The 15637-nt window shown below is 41.8% G+C and carries 17 protein-coding genes; 7 read left to right on the top strand and 10 right to left on the bottom strand.

Going from position 1 to position 15637, the window contains the following annotated elements; translation table 11 throughout:
- The first annotated feature begins 93 nt into the window (after positions 1-93).
- Positions 94-276, top strand: coding sequence for a hypothetical protein (locus ACLNCV_RS02160; protein ID WP_261126353.1), 183 nt, complete (start codon positions 94-96; stop codon positions 274-276).
- Between the two features lie 18 nt (positions 277-294).
- Positions 295-1020: a CPBP family intramembrane metalloprotease gene (locus ACLNCV_RS02155; RefSeq protein ID WP_261126354.1), complete on the top strand. Its 726-nt coding sequence runs from the start codon at positions 295-297 to the stop codon at positions 1018-1020.
- Positions 1021-1072: 52 nt separating this feature from the next.
- On the opposite strand, the gene nusB is transcribed toward ACLNCV_RS02155, so the two are convergent.
- The 8 genes from nusB to gatC all read right to left on the bottom strand — a co-directional run bounded on the left by nusB (position 1073) and on the right by gatC (position 7932).
- On the bottom strand, positions 1073-1492 hold the full coding sequence (nusB, locus tag ACLNCV_RS02150; RefSeq protein WP_000203637.1) for a transcription antitermination factor NusB: 420 nt from the start codon (positions 1490-1492) through the stop codon (positions 1073-1075).
- Complete coding sequence (locus ACLNCV_RS02145) at positions 1485-1874, bottom strand: Asp23/Gls24 family envelope stress response protein (protein ID WP_020902992.1); 390 nt, start codon at positions 1872-1874, stop codon at positions 1485-1487. Before ACLNCV_RS02145 ends, nusB begins: the two co-directional genes overlap by 8 nt.
- 21 nt (positions 1875-1895) lie before the next feature.
- Positions 1896-2456: an elongation factor P gene (efp, locus tag ACLNCV_RS02140; RefSeq protein WP_000568643.1), complete on the bottom strand. Its 561-nt coding sequence runs from the start codon at positions 2454-2456 to the stop codon at positions 1896-1898.
- A gap of 81 nt (positions 2457-2537) precedes the next feature.
- Positions 2538-3659: an SPFH domain-containing protein gene (locus ACLNCV_RS02135; RefSeq protein ID WP_424844818.1), complete on the bottom strand. Its 1122-nt coding sequence runs from the start codon at positions 3657-3659 to the stop codon at positions 2538-2540.
- Positions 3660-3668: 9 nt separating this feature from the next.
- Complete coding sequence (locus tag ACLNCV_RS02130; RefSeq protein WP_084861660.1) at positions 3669-4634, bottom strand: zinc-ribbon domain-containing transport protein; 966 nt, start codon at positions 4632-4634, stop codon at positions 3669-3671.
- Positions 4635-4721: 87 nt separating this feature from the next.
- The gene (gatB, locus tag ACLNCV_RS02125) at positions 4722-6164 is read right to left on the bottom strand and encodes an Asp-tRNA(Asn)/Glu-tRNA(Gln) amidotransferase subunit GatB (protein ID WP_424844817.1); all 1443 of its coding nucleotides are present in this window, start codon (positions 6162-6164) and stop codon (positions 4722-4724) included.
- A complete protein-coding gene (gene gatA, locus ACLNCV_RS02120) occupies positions 6164-7630 on the bottom strand; it encodes an Asp-tRNA(Asn)/Glu-tRNA(Gln) amidotransferase subunit GatA (protein WP_153199170.1) in 1467 nt (488 codons plus the stop codon). Before gatA ends, gatB begins: the two co-directional genes overlap by 1 nt.
- Positions 7630-7932 carry an Asp-tRNA(Asn)/Glu-tRNA(Gln) amidotransferase subunit GatC gene (gene gatC / locus ACLNCV_RS02115; protein ID WP_000705419.1) on the bottom strand — a complete coding sequence of 101 codons (303 nt, stop codon included), beginning with the start codon at positions 7930-7932 and terminating at the stop codon, positions 7630-7632. The genes gatA and gatC overlap by 1 nt, the downstream gene beginning before the upstream one ends.
- A 212-nt stretch (positions 7933-8144) precedes the next feature.
- Between gatC and ACLNCV_RS02110 the strand changes: the two genes are divergently transcribed.
- Positions 8145-9689, top strand: coding sequence for a peptide chain release factor 3 (locus tag ACLNCV_RS02110; protein ID WP_424844816.1), 1545 nt, complete (start codon positions 8145-8147; stop codon positions 9687-9689).
- Between the two features lie 370 nt (positions 9690-10059).
- On the opposite strand, the gene ACLNCV_RS02105 is transcribed toward ACLNCV_RS02110, so the two are convergent.
- Together ACLNCV_RS02105 and sstT are read right to left on the bottom strand one after the other, a co-directional pair.
- The gene (locus ACLNCV_RS02105) at positions 10060-11013 is read right to left on the bottom strand and encodes an aromatic acid exporter family protein (protein WP_060627646.1); all 954 of its coding nucleotides are present in this window, start codon (positions 11011-11013) and stop codon (positions 10060-10062) included.
- A 67-nt stretch (positions 11014-11080) separates the two neighbouring features.
- A complete protein-coding gene (gene sstT, locus ACLNCV_RS02100; RefSeq protein WP_060627647.1) occupies positions 11081-12286 on the bottom strand; it encodes a serine/threonine transporter SstT in 1206 nt (401 codons plus the stop codon).
- Between the two features lie 151 nt (positions 12287-12437).
- Here sstT and ACLNCV_RS02095 point away from each other — a divergent pair, with 151 nt between their 5' ends.
- Genes ACLNCV_RS02095 through yqeH form a run of 4 tightly spaced genes read left to right on the top strand, consistent with a single transcriptional unit; the run spans position 12438 to position 15614 of the window.
- A complete protein-coding gene (locus ACLNCV_RS02095; RefSeq protein WP_261014912.1) occupies positions 12438-12998 on the top strand; it encodes a mechanosensitive ion channel family protein in 561 nt (186 codons plus the stop codon).
- A gap of 57 nt (positions 12999-13055) precedes the next feature.
- Positions 13056-13961, top strand: a complete 906-nt coding sequence (locus tag ACLNCV_RS02090; protein WP_000242265.1) for a magnesium transporter CorA family protein — start codon at positions 13056-13058, stop codon at positions 13959-13961.
- Positions 13962-13977: 16 nt separating this feature from the next.
- Positions 13978-14505, top strand: a complete 528-nt coding sequence (locus tag ACLNCV_RS02085; protein WP_000234219.1) for a YqeG family HAD IIIA-type phosphatase — start codon at positions 13978-13980, stop codon at positions 14503-14505.
- Positions 14506-14507: 2 nt separating this feature from the next.
- Positions 14508-15614 (top strand): ribosome biogenesis GTPase YqeH, encoded by a 1107-nt coding sequence (gene yqeH, locus ACLNCV_RS02080; RefSeq protein ID WP_125838865.1) that lies wholly within the window; start codon positions 14508-14510, stop codon positions 15612-15614.
- Positions 15615-15637: the final 23 nt, after the last annotated feature.

Raw genomic sequence — 15637 nt, 5'->3', positions numbered from 1 at the left:
TTGATAGTTGAGGAGAATACTAATAAAATAGACAAAAATGATCCATACTGTAGATGTAACCTTACAAAAATTTATTTTAAGGAGGTACTTGATATGACAGGTACAGATACATTTACAGTTCTTTCATCTGAGAACTTAGAGGAAACTTCAGGTGGTGGCATGATTTGGTTGGTTGATGATTATTATTGGAGTTGGCCTTATGCTTATAGCATTGCAACTGACTCGAGTACAATACTGAATCATGCGACTAGACGTGCTAATGGTATTGGCTACTGATAAATTAAAGGGGTAAGTATGAAAAAACTAGGGCATTTGGGAGTCTTTACATCATTGGTATTTCTATCGGTTTATCTACCAGAGTTAGGGGTAGTGCAAATCACTAAGTTTTTAGGATGGGGGATAGATGGCTATTTTATCTTTTTAACAGTTGAATTAACAGCTCTTTTGCTATTATTTATCTACTGGCTCAAAAAGAAAGAGATGCTCTATATTTTTGAGAAAAAGGGTTCAAAGAAGTCAAGATTCTTTTACCTTGTAGTTGGTCTAGTGGCTACTTATTTTGATCGTCAATTGGTGGATGCTTTTCAGTTACAGTTTCATCACCTAATTGATAACAAGTATATCTTTCAAGACCTTCTTTCGATTCTATACTCCAATGGGCAACCAACTTTTCTATCAACTGTTCTCAGTTTTAGTTTAACAGTAGTTGTCGCACCTATATTGGAGGAACTGATTCATAGAGGGTATTTTATGAATACCTTTTTCCACCAGTCCAAGTACTATCTGGATGTTATTCTATCTGCTCTTATTTTTGGACTTAGTCATTTGATCCTAACTCACCGAGATCCTATCAGTTTGATTATTTATAGTTTAGGCGGTCTCTTCTATGCCCTAGTATATCGGTGGACAAAGAACTTAAAAATCACCATCTTGTGCCATAGTTTTTTTAACTTTCTCATTTATGCAAAACCCATCTGGATTTTTGTTTATAATTATGTCTATTACCACTTTTTAAGATAGTGGAAGCAAAGAAAACAGTGTTTGATATCTGTCAAACACTGTTTTCTATCTACTATTCTTCAGTTACAAATTGACTAAGCAGTCCGTTGATAAAGCGGGCTGATTTTTGATCTGAAAAATTCTTAGCAAGTTCAATAGCTTCATTGACTGCTACCAGCTGAGGTGTATCAAATGATGTGATTTCAAAGATACCCAAGCGTAGTAAGTTTTTTTCGACCAAGGTTAAGCGTTCAACTGTCCAGCCTGACTTGAGGTGCTGGTTGATTTGTTTATCCAACTCGTCTTTTTGAGCTTGAACGCCAGAAACCAAGTTCAGAAGAAAGGCAGGGATTTGCACATCTGCATCTTCACGGTCATGCGTGTAGGCAAAGTGACAAGCTGTTTCCATATCTGTGCCGAATTCAAGGCTCATAAGAGCTTGAAAAGCGCATTTTCGAAGTTCGCGTCTAGATTCTAATAATGGACTAGTCATTGAGGAAGTCCTCGTTAAATAAATCTTTCAACTCAGGTTTTGGCGTTTTGTCTGGAACGATTCCTGCAACATGGATATTGACAGCAGAAAGTTCCACATCAGCCATATCTCGGACAGCATCTTTGACTGCTTTTTGAATAGCAAGAGCCACTTTTGGTACTTTCACACCGTACTCAAGGTAGAGATAGATGTCAGCAGTTAGCTCTTCATTGCTTTCCTTTAAGTAGACGCCACGACCAAGAGAGAGTTTTGATAGGGTATCAGATACGGATTTATTTGAAAATGAGTGGACACCATCAACTTTAGCAGTTGCGATGGCAATGATTTTTTCAAGTACACGTGGAGCGATAACGATTTCGCCAAATTGTTCTTCAATTCCCATAGAATGACCTCTTTCTAGAGATTAGGCACGAGAAACGTAAGTTCCTTCTGCAGTGTTGATGATCAATTTTTGTCCAGCTTCGATGAAGTCAGGAACGTTGACAACAAGTCCAGTTTCCATAGTCGCTGGTTTACCAGAACCTGTAACAGTAGCACCTTTGATAGATGGTTGTGTTTCAGCGACTGTCAATTCAACAGTAGTTGGTACAGTTACACCGATTACTTCAGTTCCGTAGAATTGGATTTTCACATCAGAGTTTTCAAGGATGTAAAGCAATTCATTTTCAACGTTTACGACTGGAATTTCATATTGGTCGTAAGTTTCAGTGTTCATGAAGTAGGCAGTTTCATCCATTTTGTACAAGTATTGAGCTGGAACAGTTTCGATAATAGCTTGTTCGAATTTTTCTTCTGGACGGTAGCTTGTGTCAAAAGTAGAACCAGTACGGACATCACGCAATTTCATACGCATGATCGTGTTTCCTTTACCTGGTTTGTGGTGGCTAGCTTCCAAAACGCGGATCAATTTTCCGTCTGCAGTTTCAAATGTCATACCAGCTTTCAATTTGCTTGCTTCAATCATGTTTTTACCTCTTTAATAAATATTGTTACTCTTTATTGTACCATAAAACGCAATAATTCTCAAATATCAGATTAACTTGAGTTAGTTGACAGGTACGATATTTCCTTCTTCATCTTTGGTTACGAGAACATACTTGCCATCTACCTCGATGTAAAAGTTCTTACTTGCAGTTTGCCCATTATTTTGAATAGGAGCTTGAGTTTGTTGGTTGAGTTGCCCGCCAAGCGTTTGTCCCAGATTCATTCCCATAATTATGTTCATACCATTGCCGTTGCCTTCATTGTTTGCAGCAACGATGAGAGCTTCGTTACGGGCACGACGTTCTTCAATCTCAATCGTATTGTATTTCATAGCGACTAGTTCGCTATCAAGTTTACGAATAATATTCAAGCTTTCTTGGTCATAGCTCAAATCTTCAAGCAGGATGTTGGTTGTTTCAATTCCGTAAAGTCCAGTCCATACCTTGTTAACTTCTTGTTTTGCTAGATTGTTGAAAGTATCTTGATTGGCATTAAGACTATAGATATCAACTCGGTTTTCGTTTGTAAATTTGGCGATTGCAATAGCAATTTTAGGAGAGATATTTTGTCTGAGAGTTCCCTGAGCGATATCTTTCAGGGTAAATGCTCTATGATCTTCAATTTGTTGACTGATGGAGCTGACATAAAATAGGACTGGATCAGCAACTTTGATATCAAACAAGCCGTAGAAACGAATATTGAGCAATTGTTGATAGCGTTCACTGAAATACTCTACGGCGTTTTGAGTACCAAATTTATTACCTGCGATGGGTTGCATACGGATAAAGATGATTTCCTGTTGGGTAATGACTTGACCACCAAAAGAGAAGCGGTTTTTGAAATTTTCCCAAGTACCCTTTATACCACCCTTTTCAAGAAGCCAGGCATTATCTTCAGAACGCCATTCGTGGCTACCAGCTTCTAAGACATCGCCAAGGAAGGTTCCGTTGTTGACAAGAATAGCTACATAACCTTGTGGAACAATGACTACAGAACCATCTGTTAAAAGTCCAGTATTGTGGTTGCTTTGTCTAGAAGTGCCGTCAGGATCTTTTGTAAGAAGTTGTCCTTTAATGGCCAAGGCATCAGTTGTTAGGTTATTTGGAAGAACAATAGCTTCTTTAAATTTGCTATCGTTGAAACTATTAAGCCCTGAAGATAGGGCGGCACGAATAAATCCCATAATTTCCTCCTAATTATAAAGTTCGTCTTCATCCACAACATCGTAGGTATCGAGTACCCATTGGTTTGGACTGCGTGTTAGATCAGCATCGCAATAGTCACATTTACTGATAGCAGAGATTTTCAATGGGGCACCACAGTTTGGACAGTGGTCACTGATGGCTTCATCACTGACATTTAGTTCAGTTTGACTTCCGTGTTTACGGATAAAGTTCATTTGATAGACTGTAAACAAGTCCTCTTGAGGATCACCTTCGATGACACGTTTACTTTGGTCTTCAATGACATAGTCCCTGAGTGTAGATGACAAGATCACAACAAGGGTATCGTTACCATCAGGATTTTCGTAGAAATCTTTAATGCGAACATTTTCAACATAGACTTTTTCTAAAACATTGGTTGTTTTCGCCCGGATATGATCTTCGAGTTGTATACTATGTTGGGAATAAAGGCTGGTACTTTCAAGAGAGCGAGCCAAATTCCAATCCTTTTTAGTCCAGGCTGCCTGTAACTGAATATAGACTTCTTTAACCCATGAAGCGAAAGCATCGGCATCAAAGTTTGGATCGCCATATTTAACACGACTAGTAGCTAATGTATTGTGTTCAACTCGACGATGGTTTTGGGGATTATATACAGTAGCGCTACTATAGGATTTTTCTGATGAGCTTTGATTACTTTTATTCTTTAGAACTAAGACAACTACGTAAACACCTATTAAAAAGACTACAATTCCGTACAACTCTTGCTCAGAGTAACTCGAACTATAGGAACCGTCTCCAGAACTGTAGCTACTTCTGTAGGAAGAACTACCGCTATTACTGCTACTGGAACGGCTTCGGCTACCATTTGAACTGGAGCTACTACGGCTAGAGCTACCACTTCGAGAATGTCCTACCCCTGCATCGATGGATTGCATCGGTGTAACGAAAAGGAGTAGTAAACAGGTGGTGAGAAGAGTATATAACTTTTTCATATGTCTCCTAACTATATGAATGCATACTGCAAGCCATCAGAACTGCTAATTTTTTAGCAGTCTGGTGTCAGTTATACTTTAAATGAGTTACTCATTTTTCAACTTTGCCAATTCTTGTGCAAGTAGTTTAAGGGCGACTTGTGGGTTGGCTTGGCCTTTGGTTGCTTTCATAAGGAAGCCTGTAAAGGCCTTATCTGCGTTACGTTTGCCTGACTTGAAGTCGGCAACAGCAGCTTCGTTATCGGCAAAGACTTGGTGGATAATTGGAATCAAGACAGCTGGATCTGAGATTTGGACCATACCTGCTTTTTCAACGTATTCGCGTGCTCCGCCGCCATTTTTAGCAAGGTGGACAAAGACTTTCTTGGCAATCTTAGAAGAGATAGTGCCGTCTTCGATGATGGCAATCATTTCAACCAAGTTTTCTGGTGTCAATTCGATTTGTTCCAGTGTCTTGCCTTCAGCGTTCAAGAACTGAGCGACTTCACCTTGGAGCCAGTTAGAGACTTGTTTTGCATCACCACCGAGGGCGACAGCTTTTTCAAAGAAGTCAGAAGTGACTTTATTAGCAGTCAACTGACTAGCATCGTAGTCTGATAAACCAAAGTCAGATATATAACGCGCACGACGCTCTTTTGGAAACTCTGGTAACTCTCTACGCATTTCTTCGATCCACTCGTCTGAGATTTCAAAGAGAGGTAGGTCTGGTTCTGGGAAGTAGCGGTAGTCTGCAGCGCCTTCCTTAACACGCATGAGGATGGTTGCTTTGTTGGCTTCATCGTAACGGCGTGTTTCTTGGCGAATCTGACCACCTGAGCGAAGGATTTCAGCTTGACGTTGGACTTCGTATTCAAGACCTTTACGGACGTTAGAGAAGGAGTTGAGGTTCTTCAACTCAGTTTTGGTACCAAATTTTTCTTGACCATAAGGACGAAGGGAGATGTTGGCATCCACACGCATCGAACCTTCTTCCATCTTAACGTCAGAAATACCAGCGTATTGGATAACTTCCTTGAGGGCTGTTAGGTAAGCATAGGCTTCTTCAGGAGAACGCATGTCAGCTTCAGATACAATCTCAATCAAGGGTACCCCTTGGCGGTTGAGGTCAACATAAGAGTAGCCATCTGTACCATGGGTATTCTTACCAGCGTCTTCCTCTAGATGAGCACGTTCGATACCGATTTTTTTAGTCGTACCGTCTTCTAGCTCGACTTCAATCCAACCGTTGTAGCCGATTGGCTCATCAAACTGAGAAATTTGGTAGGCTTTTGGATTATCAGGGTAGAAGTAATTCTTGCGGTCAAAGTGCATCTTTTTATGGATGTCCATGTTGAGGGCAAGAGCTGCCTTGATACCGGCATCGACAACACCTTTATTAAGAACTGGCAGTACGCCTGGGAAAGACCAGTCAATCACGTTAGTGTTGGCATTCTGGTCATTTCCAAAGTGGGCAGAAGTAGGTGAGAAGATTTTTGAATTGGTGTTGAGCTCTACGTGGACTTCAAGTCCAATGACTGTTTCAAAGTTCATTAGTTATCACCTCCAAAAATCACGGGTTGTTGTTTGTGGTAGTCTGTTGTTGCCTCAAAAGCAGCAGCAGCTTGGTAAATGGTTTCCTCAGAGTACTTAGGACCAATCAATTGCAGACCGACAGGTAGACCTTGAGAGAAACCAGCAGGAATCGAAATTCCTGGTAGACCAGCTAAGTTGACTGGGATGGTCAAAAGGTCAGCCAAGTACATAGCAACGGGATCGTGGTTGAGAGAATCCAAGTCATAAGCAACACTTGGAGCAGTTGGACCCAAAATCAAATCGTAATCTGCGAAGACTTTTTCGAAATCTTGAATGATGAGGGTACGGACCTGTCCAGCTTTCTTGTAGTAGGCATCGTAGTAACCAGATGAAAGACTGAATGTACCAAGCATGATACGACGTTTCACCTCTTCACCGAAACCTTGGCTACGGCTGTTTACATAGATTTCATCAAGGCTTGTCGCATCCTCTGCACGATAGCCGTAACGGATACCGTCAAAACGTTGCAAGTTTGATGAAGCTTCTGATGAAGCGATGATGTAGTAAACGGCAACACCGTATTTTGAGTGAGGAAGGCTAACTTCTTCAACGATAGCACCCAATTTTTCAAAGTGCTTAGCAGCATTAAGAATAGTTTCCTTAACCTCTGGGTCAATTCCTTCACCGAGGTATTCCTTAGGCAAAGCGATTTTCATACCCTTGATGTCTTGACCGATTTTTGAAGTAAAGTCAGCAATGCGGACAGGAGCAGAAGTAGAGTCTTTAGCATCTTCGCTGGCAATAGCGTTGAGTAAGAGAGCATTTTCCTTAACAGTCGGAGCAAAAGGTCCAATCTGGTCTAATGAACTACCAAAGGCAATGAGACCGAAACGTGAAACTGTTCCGTAGGTTGGTTTGAGACCAACGATCCCGTTGAAGGCAGCAGGTTGGCGGATGGAACCACCAGTATCAGAACCAAGAGACAAACGGACTTGCCCTGATGCTACAGCTGCGGCAGAACCACTTGATGAACCACCAGGAACCTTGCTGTGGTCCCAAGCATTTTTAGTGGCCCCGTAGTAAGAAGTCTCACCTGAACCACCCATGGCAAACTCGTCCATGTTGGTTTTCCCTACGACAATCATGCCTTTCGCTTTTGCATTGGCAACGGCTGTCGCATCAAAGATTGGCTCGTAGTTGTAGAGCATTTTTGAGGCTGCAGTTGTAAGAATACCGTCTGTAGAGATATTATCCTTAACTGCAAGTGGAATTCCTGAAAGGACATTATCAGCATCGATTCCAGCTTCATCAATAGCTTTAGCTTGAGCAAGAGCTTGCTCCTCAGCGATAGTGACGAAAGCATTGATAGCTTCTTCACGAGACTTGATATCTTCAATCGTTGCTTGCGTTAGTTCGGTTGCAGAAATCTCCTTAGAGACAAGGAGATTGTGCAAGTCTTCAATGGTTTTATTGTTAAAAGTCATTAGGCATCTCCTCCATCGTCTAGGATAGCTGGTACCTTGATATAGTAGTTGTCTTTTTCAGGTACGTTTTTAAACAAGCGATCGCGGTCGGTTCCTTCTTCAGCCACATCAGGGCGGAGTACGGTCTTACGGTCAGCCATAGTCGTAGTAGGTGCGACACCAGTTGTGTCAACTTCGCCCAGCAATTCAACCATGTCAACAATTTTAGACAAGGTTGTCGCAAAGGCAGCAGTTTCTTCTTCAGAGAATCTTAATTTTGAAAGATTGGCAACGTGTGTTACCTCTTCTTGCGTAATTTTCATCTTGCATCCTTTCGTGAAATGATGATTTTTAGTCTGTTCTATTTTACCATATTTTCCTATAAATAAGGGAGGGGGAAGTGAAAAGAAATAGAAATTGAAAAAAATGGCAAAATCCGATATAATGGAGTGTTGAAAGGAATGGTAAAATCCAATGTAGAAATCATTCTTAGCTATTGGAACAAGAAAAATAGAGAATCAAAGAAAGAGAACTTATGAATATTCAAGAAGAAATTAAGAAACGTCGTACCTTTGCCATCATCTCCCATCCGGACGCGGGGAAAACAACCATCACTGAGCAGTTGCTCTACTTTGGGGGCGAGATTCGTGAGGCTGGTACCGTAAAAGGAAAGAAAACAGGGACTTTTGCCAAGTCTGACTGGATGGATATCGAGAAGCAACGTGGGATTTCGGTGACTTCATCTGTGATGCAGTTTGACTATGATGGCAAGCGTGTGAATATCCTCGACACGCCAGGGCATGAGGACTTTTCAGAAGATACCTATCGTACCTTGATGGCGGTGGATGCTGCAGTTATGGTTGTGGATTCTGCCAAGGGTATCGAGGCCCAAACCAAGAAATTGTTTGAAGTTGTCAAACACCGTGGAATTCCGGTCTTTACCTTTATGAATAAGCTGGACCGTGACGGTCGTGAGCCACTGGACCTCTTGCAAGAATTGGAAGAAGTCTTGGGCATTGCTAGCTATCCGATGAACTGGCCTATTGGGATGGGGAAAGCCTTCGAAGGGCTCTATGACCTCTATAACCAACGCTTGGAGCTCTACAAAGGGGATGAGCGTTTTGCCAGTCTAGAAGACGGGGACAAACTCTTTGGTAGCAATCCTTTCTACGAGCAAGTCAAGGATGATATTGAACTTTTAAATGAAGCTGGGAATGAGTTTTCAGAGGAAGCTATTCTGGCTGGAGAATTGACACCTGTCTTCTTCGGTTCAGCTTTGACAAACTTTGGTGTGCAGACCTTCCTTGAAACCTTCCTTAAGTTTGCTCCGGAACCTCATGGTCATAAGAAAACAGATGGTGAAATTGTGGATCCTTATGATAAAGATTTCTCAGGATTTGTCTTTAAAATCCAAGCCAATATGGACCCTCGTCACCGTGACAGTATTGCCTTTGTACGTATCGTATCGGGTGAATTTGAACGTGGTATGAGTGTCAACCTGCCTCGTACTGGTAAGGGTGCTAAACTTTCGAATGTTACTCAGTTTATGGCGGAAAGTCGTGAGAATGTGACCAATGCCGTGGCAGGTGATATTATCGGGGTTTACGATACAGGTACATATCAAGTTGGGGATACCTTGACAGTTGGGAAAAACAAGTTTGAATTTGAACCACTGCCAACCTTTACACCTGAGATTTTCATGAAAGTTTCTGCTAAGAATGTCATGAAGCAGAAATCCTTCCACAAGGGGATTGAGCAATTGGTGCAAGAAGGTGCCATTCAGCTTTATAAGAATTACCAAACAGGCGAGTATATGCTAGGCGCTGTAGGTCAACTTCAGTTTGAAGTCTTTAAGCACCGCATGGAAGGCGAGTACAACGCAGAAGTGGTGATGAGCCCAATGGGTAAAAAGACCGTTCGTTGGATTAAGCCTGAGGACTTGGATGAACGGATGTCATCAAGCCGGAATATCTTGGCCAAAGACCGTTTTGACCAACCAGTCTTCCTCTTTGAAAACGACTTTGCTCTTCGCTGGTTTGCGGACAAGTATCCAGATGTAGAGTTGGAAGAGAAGATGTAAATCGTTACAAATGACTAGCAACATAAAGTTGCTGTCATTTGACGGTAACCGCTATGGCGGTTTACCTAAACGCTTCACTAGGAAAAATCCACGAATATTATCGATTCGTGGATTTTTCCGTCGTAACTGGTAGGAAGTAGTCTAGCTAACTGCCTTACTAACTACGTTTGGCAAATAAAATAGATTCCCAAAACTCAGTGTCGTGTATAATGTGACAGTGAGGTATACTGTATCTTATCTCAACTTCTTTTGGAAAAGATGATAAATTACATACCTTATTCATTTTACTGTTAACCTTCATGGTAATAACTTACAAATAAAAGAAAACTTCAGATATTCACTTTTGGTGATTGGTCTGAAGTTTTCTTTTTTACTGTCCATATTTTTGGTAAAAATCAACTTTTACTTGGATGAAGGTTTTGGCTTCACGTAGTAGTTGGAGGAGCGTGGCGCGGGTTTCAAATTCTTCTCTTGTCTTGGGCAGACTGCGGTTACGGAAGACTTCCAGATAACGTTCAATTTCATCTAGCAAATCAGAAGCAGGATTGGTCTGGCTCAGTTGACCGGCAATTTTTGAAAAGAGTTGGGCCAAAATTAGGCTTTCACTGGCAGCTAGGTGACAGGTGTTGATTTGCTGGGCCATATTTCGCAGGATACGACTTTGTCGCTGTCTCATTTCAAAATAGTGGATATGGTAGTCGGTTTGGTGAAAGAGGTGGTCAGAGTGATCCAAATAGACTAGTCTGAGTGCCTCTTCCAAAAGGGTGTCCAATTCTTCAACCAGCTGTGCTCGGTTGCGTCCGTCCCCTCTGGATAAATAATATTTGAAGCGCTGGAGAATATCTTTTAACTTTTCTTCTACCAATGTGTGGTAGTGATGAATTTCCTCTTCTCGTGAAGGCATGTAGAGATTGACAAGCAAGGCAAATCCTGTACCGATAGCAAAGAGAAGGAATTCATTGACTAGGAGGTCTGGAGAGGTTGACTCTTGTACCAAGAGGTGGCTAACCAAAACAGTGCTTGGTGTGATGCCAATTTCCCAGCCCATCTTATAAGCTAGAGGCACGTAGAGGGCAAGATAGAGGCCAAGGCTCCAGATATGAAATCCGCTCAAGTAAAAAGCCAGAACTCCGATAACCAAAGCTAGAAGCATGGAAAAGAGCCGATTTCGGGCCAGTTTTAAGGTACTTCTACGGGTATCGGATAGGCTCAAGAGGGCGATGATTCCAGCCGAGACAGCTGAGGAGAGATTGAGAAAATAAGCAAGAAGGCAGGCAAGACAGGTAGCTAAGATGAGCTTGGTCGTACGTTGGCTAATAGACATAAGGATTTCCTAGTAAGTTAGAATAAAAGCGGAAAAGACAAGACCTGAGCAGGCTTGCCTTTATGAGTTATTTTTTACGGGCTGCCGCGTATTCGGCAACGGCAGTAAAGAGGACATCTGTTGAAGAGTTGAGAGCTGTTTCGCATGAATCTTGGATGACCCCAATCACAAATCCAACCCCAACAACTTGCATGGCAATATCGTTAGAAATACCGAAAAGGCTACAAGCAACTGGGATAAGAAGGAGGGAACCGCCCGCAATACCAGAAGCGCCACAGGCTGAGATAGCTGCTACCACACTGAGGACAAAGGCTGTCGCAAAGTCAACAGGGATTCCCAAAGTATTTACTGCAGCAAGGGTTAGAACGTTAATGGTAATCGCAGCCCCAGCCATGTTGATAGTAGAACCGAGTGGGATAGAAACCGAATAGGTATCTGGATCTAGTCCAAGGTCGTGACAAAGTTTCATGTTGACAGGGATGTTCGCCGCAGAACTACGAGTAAAGAAGGCTGTAACACCGCTGACACGCAAACATTTCCAAACGAGGGGATAAGGATTTCTCTTCATAAAGAGAAAGGCAATCAATGGATTGACAACCAGAGCGACAAAGAACATAGTTGTCACCAAGAGGGCAAGCAAGATTCCGTAGTTAGCGAGGCTTCCGATTCCCTTATCAGAGATGGTTTTGAAGACAAGACCAAGGATACCAAATGGAGCTAGGTTGATAATCCATTCGACAATCTTAGAAGTCACATCAGCTATGGTTTTCAGCAATTCTTTACTATTTTTGCTGGCTTCTCTCATAGCAATCCCGAAAACAACTGCCCAGGATAGGATACCGATGTAGTTGGCTGTGACAAGGGCATTGACTGGGTTGTCAACCAGTTTGAGCAAGAGGTTGCTGAGGACTTGTCCAATCCCATCTGGTGGAGCAATATCGGTATTAGCACTATTTAGGGTAATTTCAACAGGTACGATGAAACTTGCTAGTACAGCGATAAGTGCAGCTGCAAAGGTTCCCACCAAGTAAAGGAAGATGACCGTTTTCATATTGCTATCTTGGCCCTTTTGATGTTGGGAAAGGGCGTTAGCAACGAGGGCAAAGACTAGAATGGGTGCGATGGCTTTAAGGCCACCAACAAAGAGATCTCCAAGTAAACCAATTCCTGAAATGTTAGGAAGTGTCAGTCCTAGGGTTCCTCCAATAAGCATGCCAATCAAAATCCGTTTGATTAGGCTTGCCTTATTCCAAGCATGAATGAATTTTTTCATAACAATTTCCTTTGTTGTGTAATGTTTATGATTATAGTATAAATATGAACTAAAATCAAGAATTTTCTGTCTATTTTTGCTATTATTTTTGAATATTTATGGAGATTCATCACTTGTGAAAGTATGGTATAATAAATGAAAGGAGTTTTCTATGCAAGATTTTTTTCAAACCTACCTCAATAAGCTTGATATAACAACGATTATTGAGAATATCTTAACCAAGTTACTTTCTCTGTTATTTCTATTTTTGCTATTCTATATAGCTAAGAAAATGCTCCATACCATGGTGCAGAGAATTGTCAAACCTTCTCTAAAAATGTCTCGTCATGATGTCGGACGTCAGAAAACCATCTCACGTCTGTTAGAAAATGTGTTTAATTATACCCTTTATTTCTTTTTACTTTATTGTATCTTGTCTATTTTGGGTTTGCCAGTTTCTAGTTTGCTTGCTGGAGCTGGGATTGCTGGGGTGGCTATTGGGATGGGAGCCCAAGGTTTTCTGTCTGATGTCATCAATGGCTTTTTCATCCTCTTTGAACGTCAACTGGATGTAGGAGATGAAGTTGTTTTGACAAATGGTCCTATTACTGTATCGGGCAAGGTTGTCAGTGTCGGCATTCGAACAACGCAACTCAGAGGAGAAGACCAGGTTCTGCACTTCGTTCCCAATCGGAATATCACCGTCGTCAGCAATTTCTCACGCACAGACTAGACCTGTTATTTTAAGTAATTTGTGGTACAATAGAAAGAGTTTAATAAAGGAGAAAAGATGGTTTTAGAAAAGCAGTTGGGCAATGGTTGTACCTGGATAGACCTTGATGTGGATAAGATTAAAAATATGGAAGATCTTTCTGACATCTATGGATTGGACAAGGAAACCATTGAGTATGCTCTGGATAGAAATGAACGAGCTCATATGGATTATAACCGTGAAACGGAGACGGTAACCTTTATTTATAATGTTCTTGATTTAGAAAAAGACAAAGAATATTATGAAGCGATTCCCATGACCTTTATCGTCGAAAGACAACGAATGATTACCATCAGCAACCATAAGAATGCTTATGTCATTGATCAGATGTCAGCTTATCTGGATAACCATGAGTCGCTTTCTATTTACAAGTTTCTCTTTGCTGGTTTAGAGATTATCAGTAACGCTTATTATCCTGTCATTGAAGAGATGGATAAAAGTAAGGACGAAATTAGTGCCTTGCTACGTCAAACTACAACAAAGAAAAATCTCTTCGCCCTCTCTGACTTGGAGACTGGTATGGTTTACTTGACAGCAGCAGCAAAACAAAATCGACTCCTCTTGGAACATATCCAGGGCCATGCTCTTTATCGGAGATTTAATGATGTCGAACGAGAGCAGTTTGATGATGCCATGATTGAAGCCCATCAGTTGGTGTCTATGACAGACTTGATTTCTCAAGTCTTGCAACAACTCTCAGCTTCTTACAACAACATCCTAAACAATAACTTGAATGATAGTTTGTCAATTTTGACTATTATCTCCGTCTTACTAGCAGTACTTGCGGTTATTACAGGTTTCTTCGGAATGAATGTTCCTCTACCATTTACAGAAGAGCCAAATGCTTGGATTTATATCTTAATGACTAGCTTGATTTTATGGGTGGCCTTATCTCAATGGCTGAAGAAAATTACTAGAAAATAAAAGAAAAGGAGCCAAAATGGTGATTGAAAACTACATGCCAGACTTTGCTGTGGAAGCAGTCTATGATCTGACAGTCCCAAGCCTGCAGGCGCAGGGAATCAAGGCTGTTTTGGTCGATTTGGATAATACTCTCATTGCTTGGAACAACCCTGATGGGACGCCAGAGATGAAGCAATGGCTACATGACCTTCAGGACGCGGGCATTCGCATCATCGTAGTCTCAAACAACACCAAAAAACGGGTCCAACGTGCAGTTGAGAAGTTTGGAATTGATTACGTTTATTGGGCTCTGAAGCCCTTCACATTTGGGATTGATCGTGCCATGAAGGAATTCCACTATGAGAAAAGTGAAGTGGTCATGGTCGGTGACCAGCTCATGACAGATATTCGAGCAGCCCACCGTGCAGGCATTCGCTCGATTTTAGTCAAACCCTTGGTCCAACATGACTCTATCAAAACGCAGATTAACCGAGCTCGTGAGCGTCGTGTCATGCGAAAAATCACTGAAAAGTACGGACCGATTACATATAAAAAAGGAATTTAACTATGGAAGAAATTCTCTGTATTGGCTGTGGAGCAACCATTCAGACAACAGACAAGGCTGGTCTTGGTTTCACTCCCCAGTCGGCACTTGAAAAAGGCTTGGAGACAGGCGAAGTATATTGCCAACGCTGTTTCCGTCTCCGCCACTATAATGAAATCACGGATGTCCAGTTGACGGACGATGATTTCCTCAAGCTCTTGCACGAGGTGGGAGACAGTGATGCCTTGGTAGTTAATGTCATTGATATCTTTGATTTTAATGGCTCTGTTATCCCAGGCTTGCCACGTTTTGTCTCGGGCAATGATGTCCTCTTGGTGGGAAATAAAAAAGATATCTTGCCCAAGTCTGTTAAACCAGGCAAGATTAGCCAGTGGCTCATGGAACGTGCCCACGAAGAAGGACTTCGTCCAGTCGATGTCGTCTTAACTTCGGCCCAAAACAAACATGCTATTAAGGAAGTCATTGACAAGATTGAACACTACCGTAAGGGCCGTGATGTCTATGTGGTCGGTGTGACCAACGTTGGAAAATCAACTCTAATCAATGCTATTATCCAAGAAATTACGGGTGATCAGAATGTCATCACGACTTCGCGCTTCCCAGGGACAACCTTGGACAAAATCGAGATTCCGCTTGATGACGGTTCTTATATCTACGATACACCAGGGATTATCCACCGTCACCAGATGGCTCACTACTTGACGGCCAAAAATCTCAAGTATGTCAGTCCTAAAAAGGAAATCAAACCTAAAACCTATCAGCTCAATCCTGAACAAACCCTGTTTTTAGGAGGTCTCGGACGTTTTGACTTTATATCAGGAGAAAAACAAGGATTTACTGCTTTCTTTGACAATGAACTCAAACTCCACCGAACCAAGCTCGAAGGAGCGAGTGCCTTTTACGATAAGCATCTAGGAACCCTTCTGACACCACCAAATAGTAAGGAAAAAGAAGATTTTCCAAAACTAGTTCAGCACGTATTTAACATTAAGGAAAAGACAGACCTAGTCATCTCTGGACTCGGCTGGATCCGTGTAACAGGCACAGCCAAAGTCGCAGTCTGGGCACCAGAAGGCGTTGCCGTCGTCACACGAAAAGCCATTATTTAAACACAGAAAGGAAAGGGTTGTCT

It is taken from the genome of Streptococcus sp. CL5.50 (assembly GCF_049738015.1).
GTDB lineage: Bacteria > Bacillota > Bacilli > Lactobacillales > Streptococcaceae > Streptococcus > Streptococcus mitis_CA.
This window is presented reverse-complemented; position numbering and strand designations above follow the sequence as displayed.

Coding starts and splice junctions, on each gene's coding strand:
- ACLNCV_RS02160 (WP_261126353.1), top strand. CDS start 94: ATGACAGGTACAGATACATTTACAGTTCTTTCATCTGAGAACTTAGAG.
- ACLNCV_RS02155 (WP_261126354.1), top strand. CDS start 295: ATGAAAAAACTAGGGCATTTGGGAGTCTTTACATCATTGGTATTTCTA.
- nusB (WP_000203637.1), bottom strand. CDS start 1,492: ATGACTAGTCCATTATTAGAATCTAGACGCGAACTTCGAAAATGCGCT.
- ACLNCV_RS02145 (WP_020902992.1), bottom strand. CDS start 1,874: ATGGGAATTGAAGAACAATTTGGCGAAATCGTTATCGCTCCACGTGTA.
- efp (WP_000568643.1), bottom strand. CDS start 2,456: ATGATTGAAGCAAGCAAATTGAAAGCTGGTATGACATTTGAAACTGCA.
- ACLNCV_RS02135 (WP_424844818.1), bottom strand. CDS start 3,659: ATGGGATTTATTCGTGCCGCCCTATCTTCAGGGCTTAATAGTTTCAAC.
- ACLNCV_RS02130 (WP_084861660.1), bottom strand. CDS start 4,634: ATGAAAAAGTTATATACTCTTCTCACCACCTGTTTACTACTCCTTTTC.
- gatB (WP_424844817.1), bottom strand. CDS start 6,164: ATGAACTTTGAAACAGTCATTGGACTTGAAGTCCACGTAGAGCTCAAC.
- gatA (WP_153199170.1), bottom strand. CDS start 7,630: ATGACTTTTAACAATAAAACCATTGAAGACTTGCACAATCTCCTTGTC.
- gatC (WP_000705419.1), bottom strand. CDS start 7,932: ATGAAAATTACGCAAGAAGAGGTAACACACGTTGCCAATCTTTCAAAA.
- ACLNCV_RS02110 (WP_424844816.1), top strand. CDS start 8,145: ATGAATATTCAAGAAGAAATTAAGAAACGTCGTACCTTTGCCATCATC.
- ACLNCV_RS02105 (WP_060627646.1), bottom strand. CDS start 11,013: ATGTCTATTAGCCAACGTACGACCAAGCTCATCTTAGCTACCTGTCTT.
- sstT (WP_060627647.1), bottom strand. CDS start 12,286: ATGAAAAAATTCATTCATGCTTGGAATAAGGCAAGCCTAATCAAACGG.
- ACLNCV_RS02095 (WP_261014912.1), top strand. CDS start 12,438: ATGCAAGATTTTTTTCAAACCTACCTCAATAAGCTTGATATAACAACG.
- ACLNCV_RS02090 (WP_000242265.1), top strand. CDS start 13,056: ATGGTTTTAGAAAAGCAGTTGGGCAATGGTTGTACCTGGATAGACCTT.
- ACLNCV_RS02085 (WP_000234219.1), top strand. CDS start 13,978: ATGGTGATTGAAAACTACATGCCAGACTTTGCTGTGGAAGCAGTCTAT.
- yqeH (WP_125838865.1), top strand. CDS start 14,508: ATGGAAGAAATTCTCTGTATTGGCTGTGGAGCAACCATTCAGACAACA.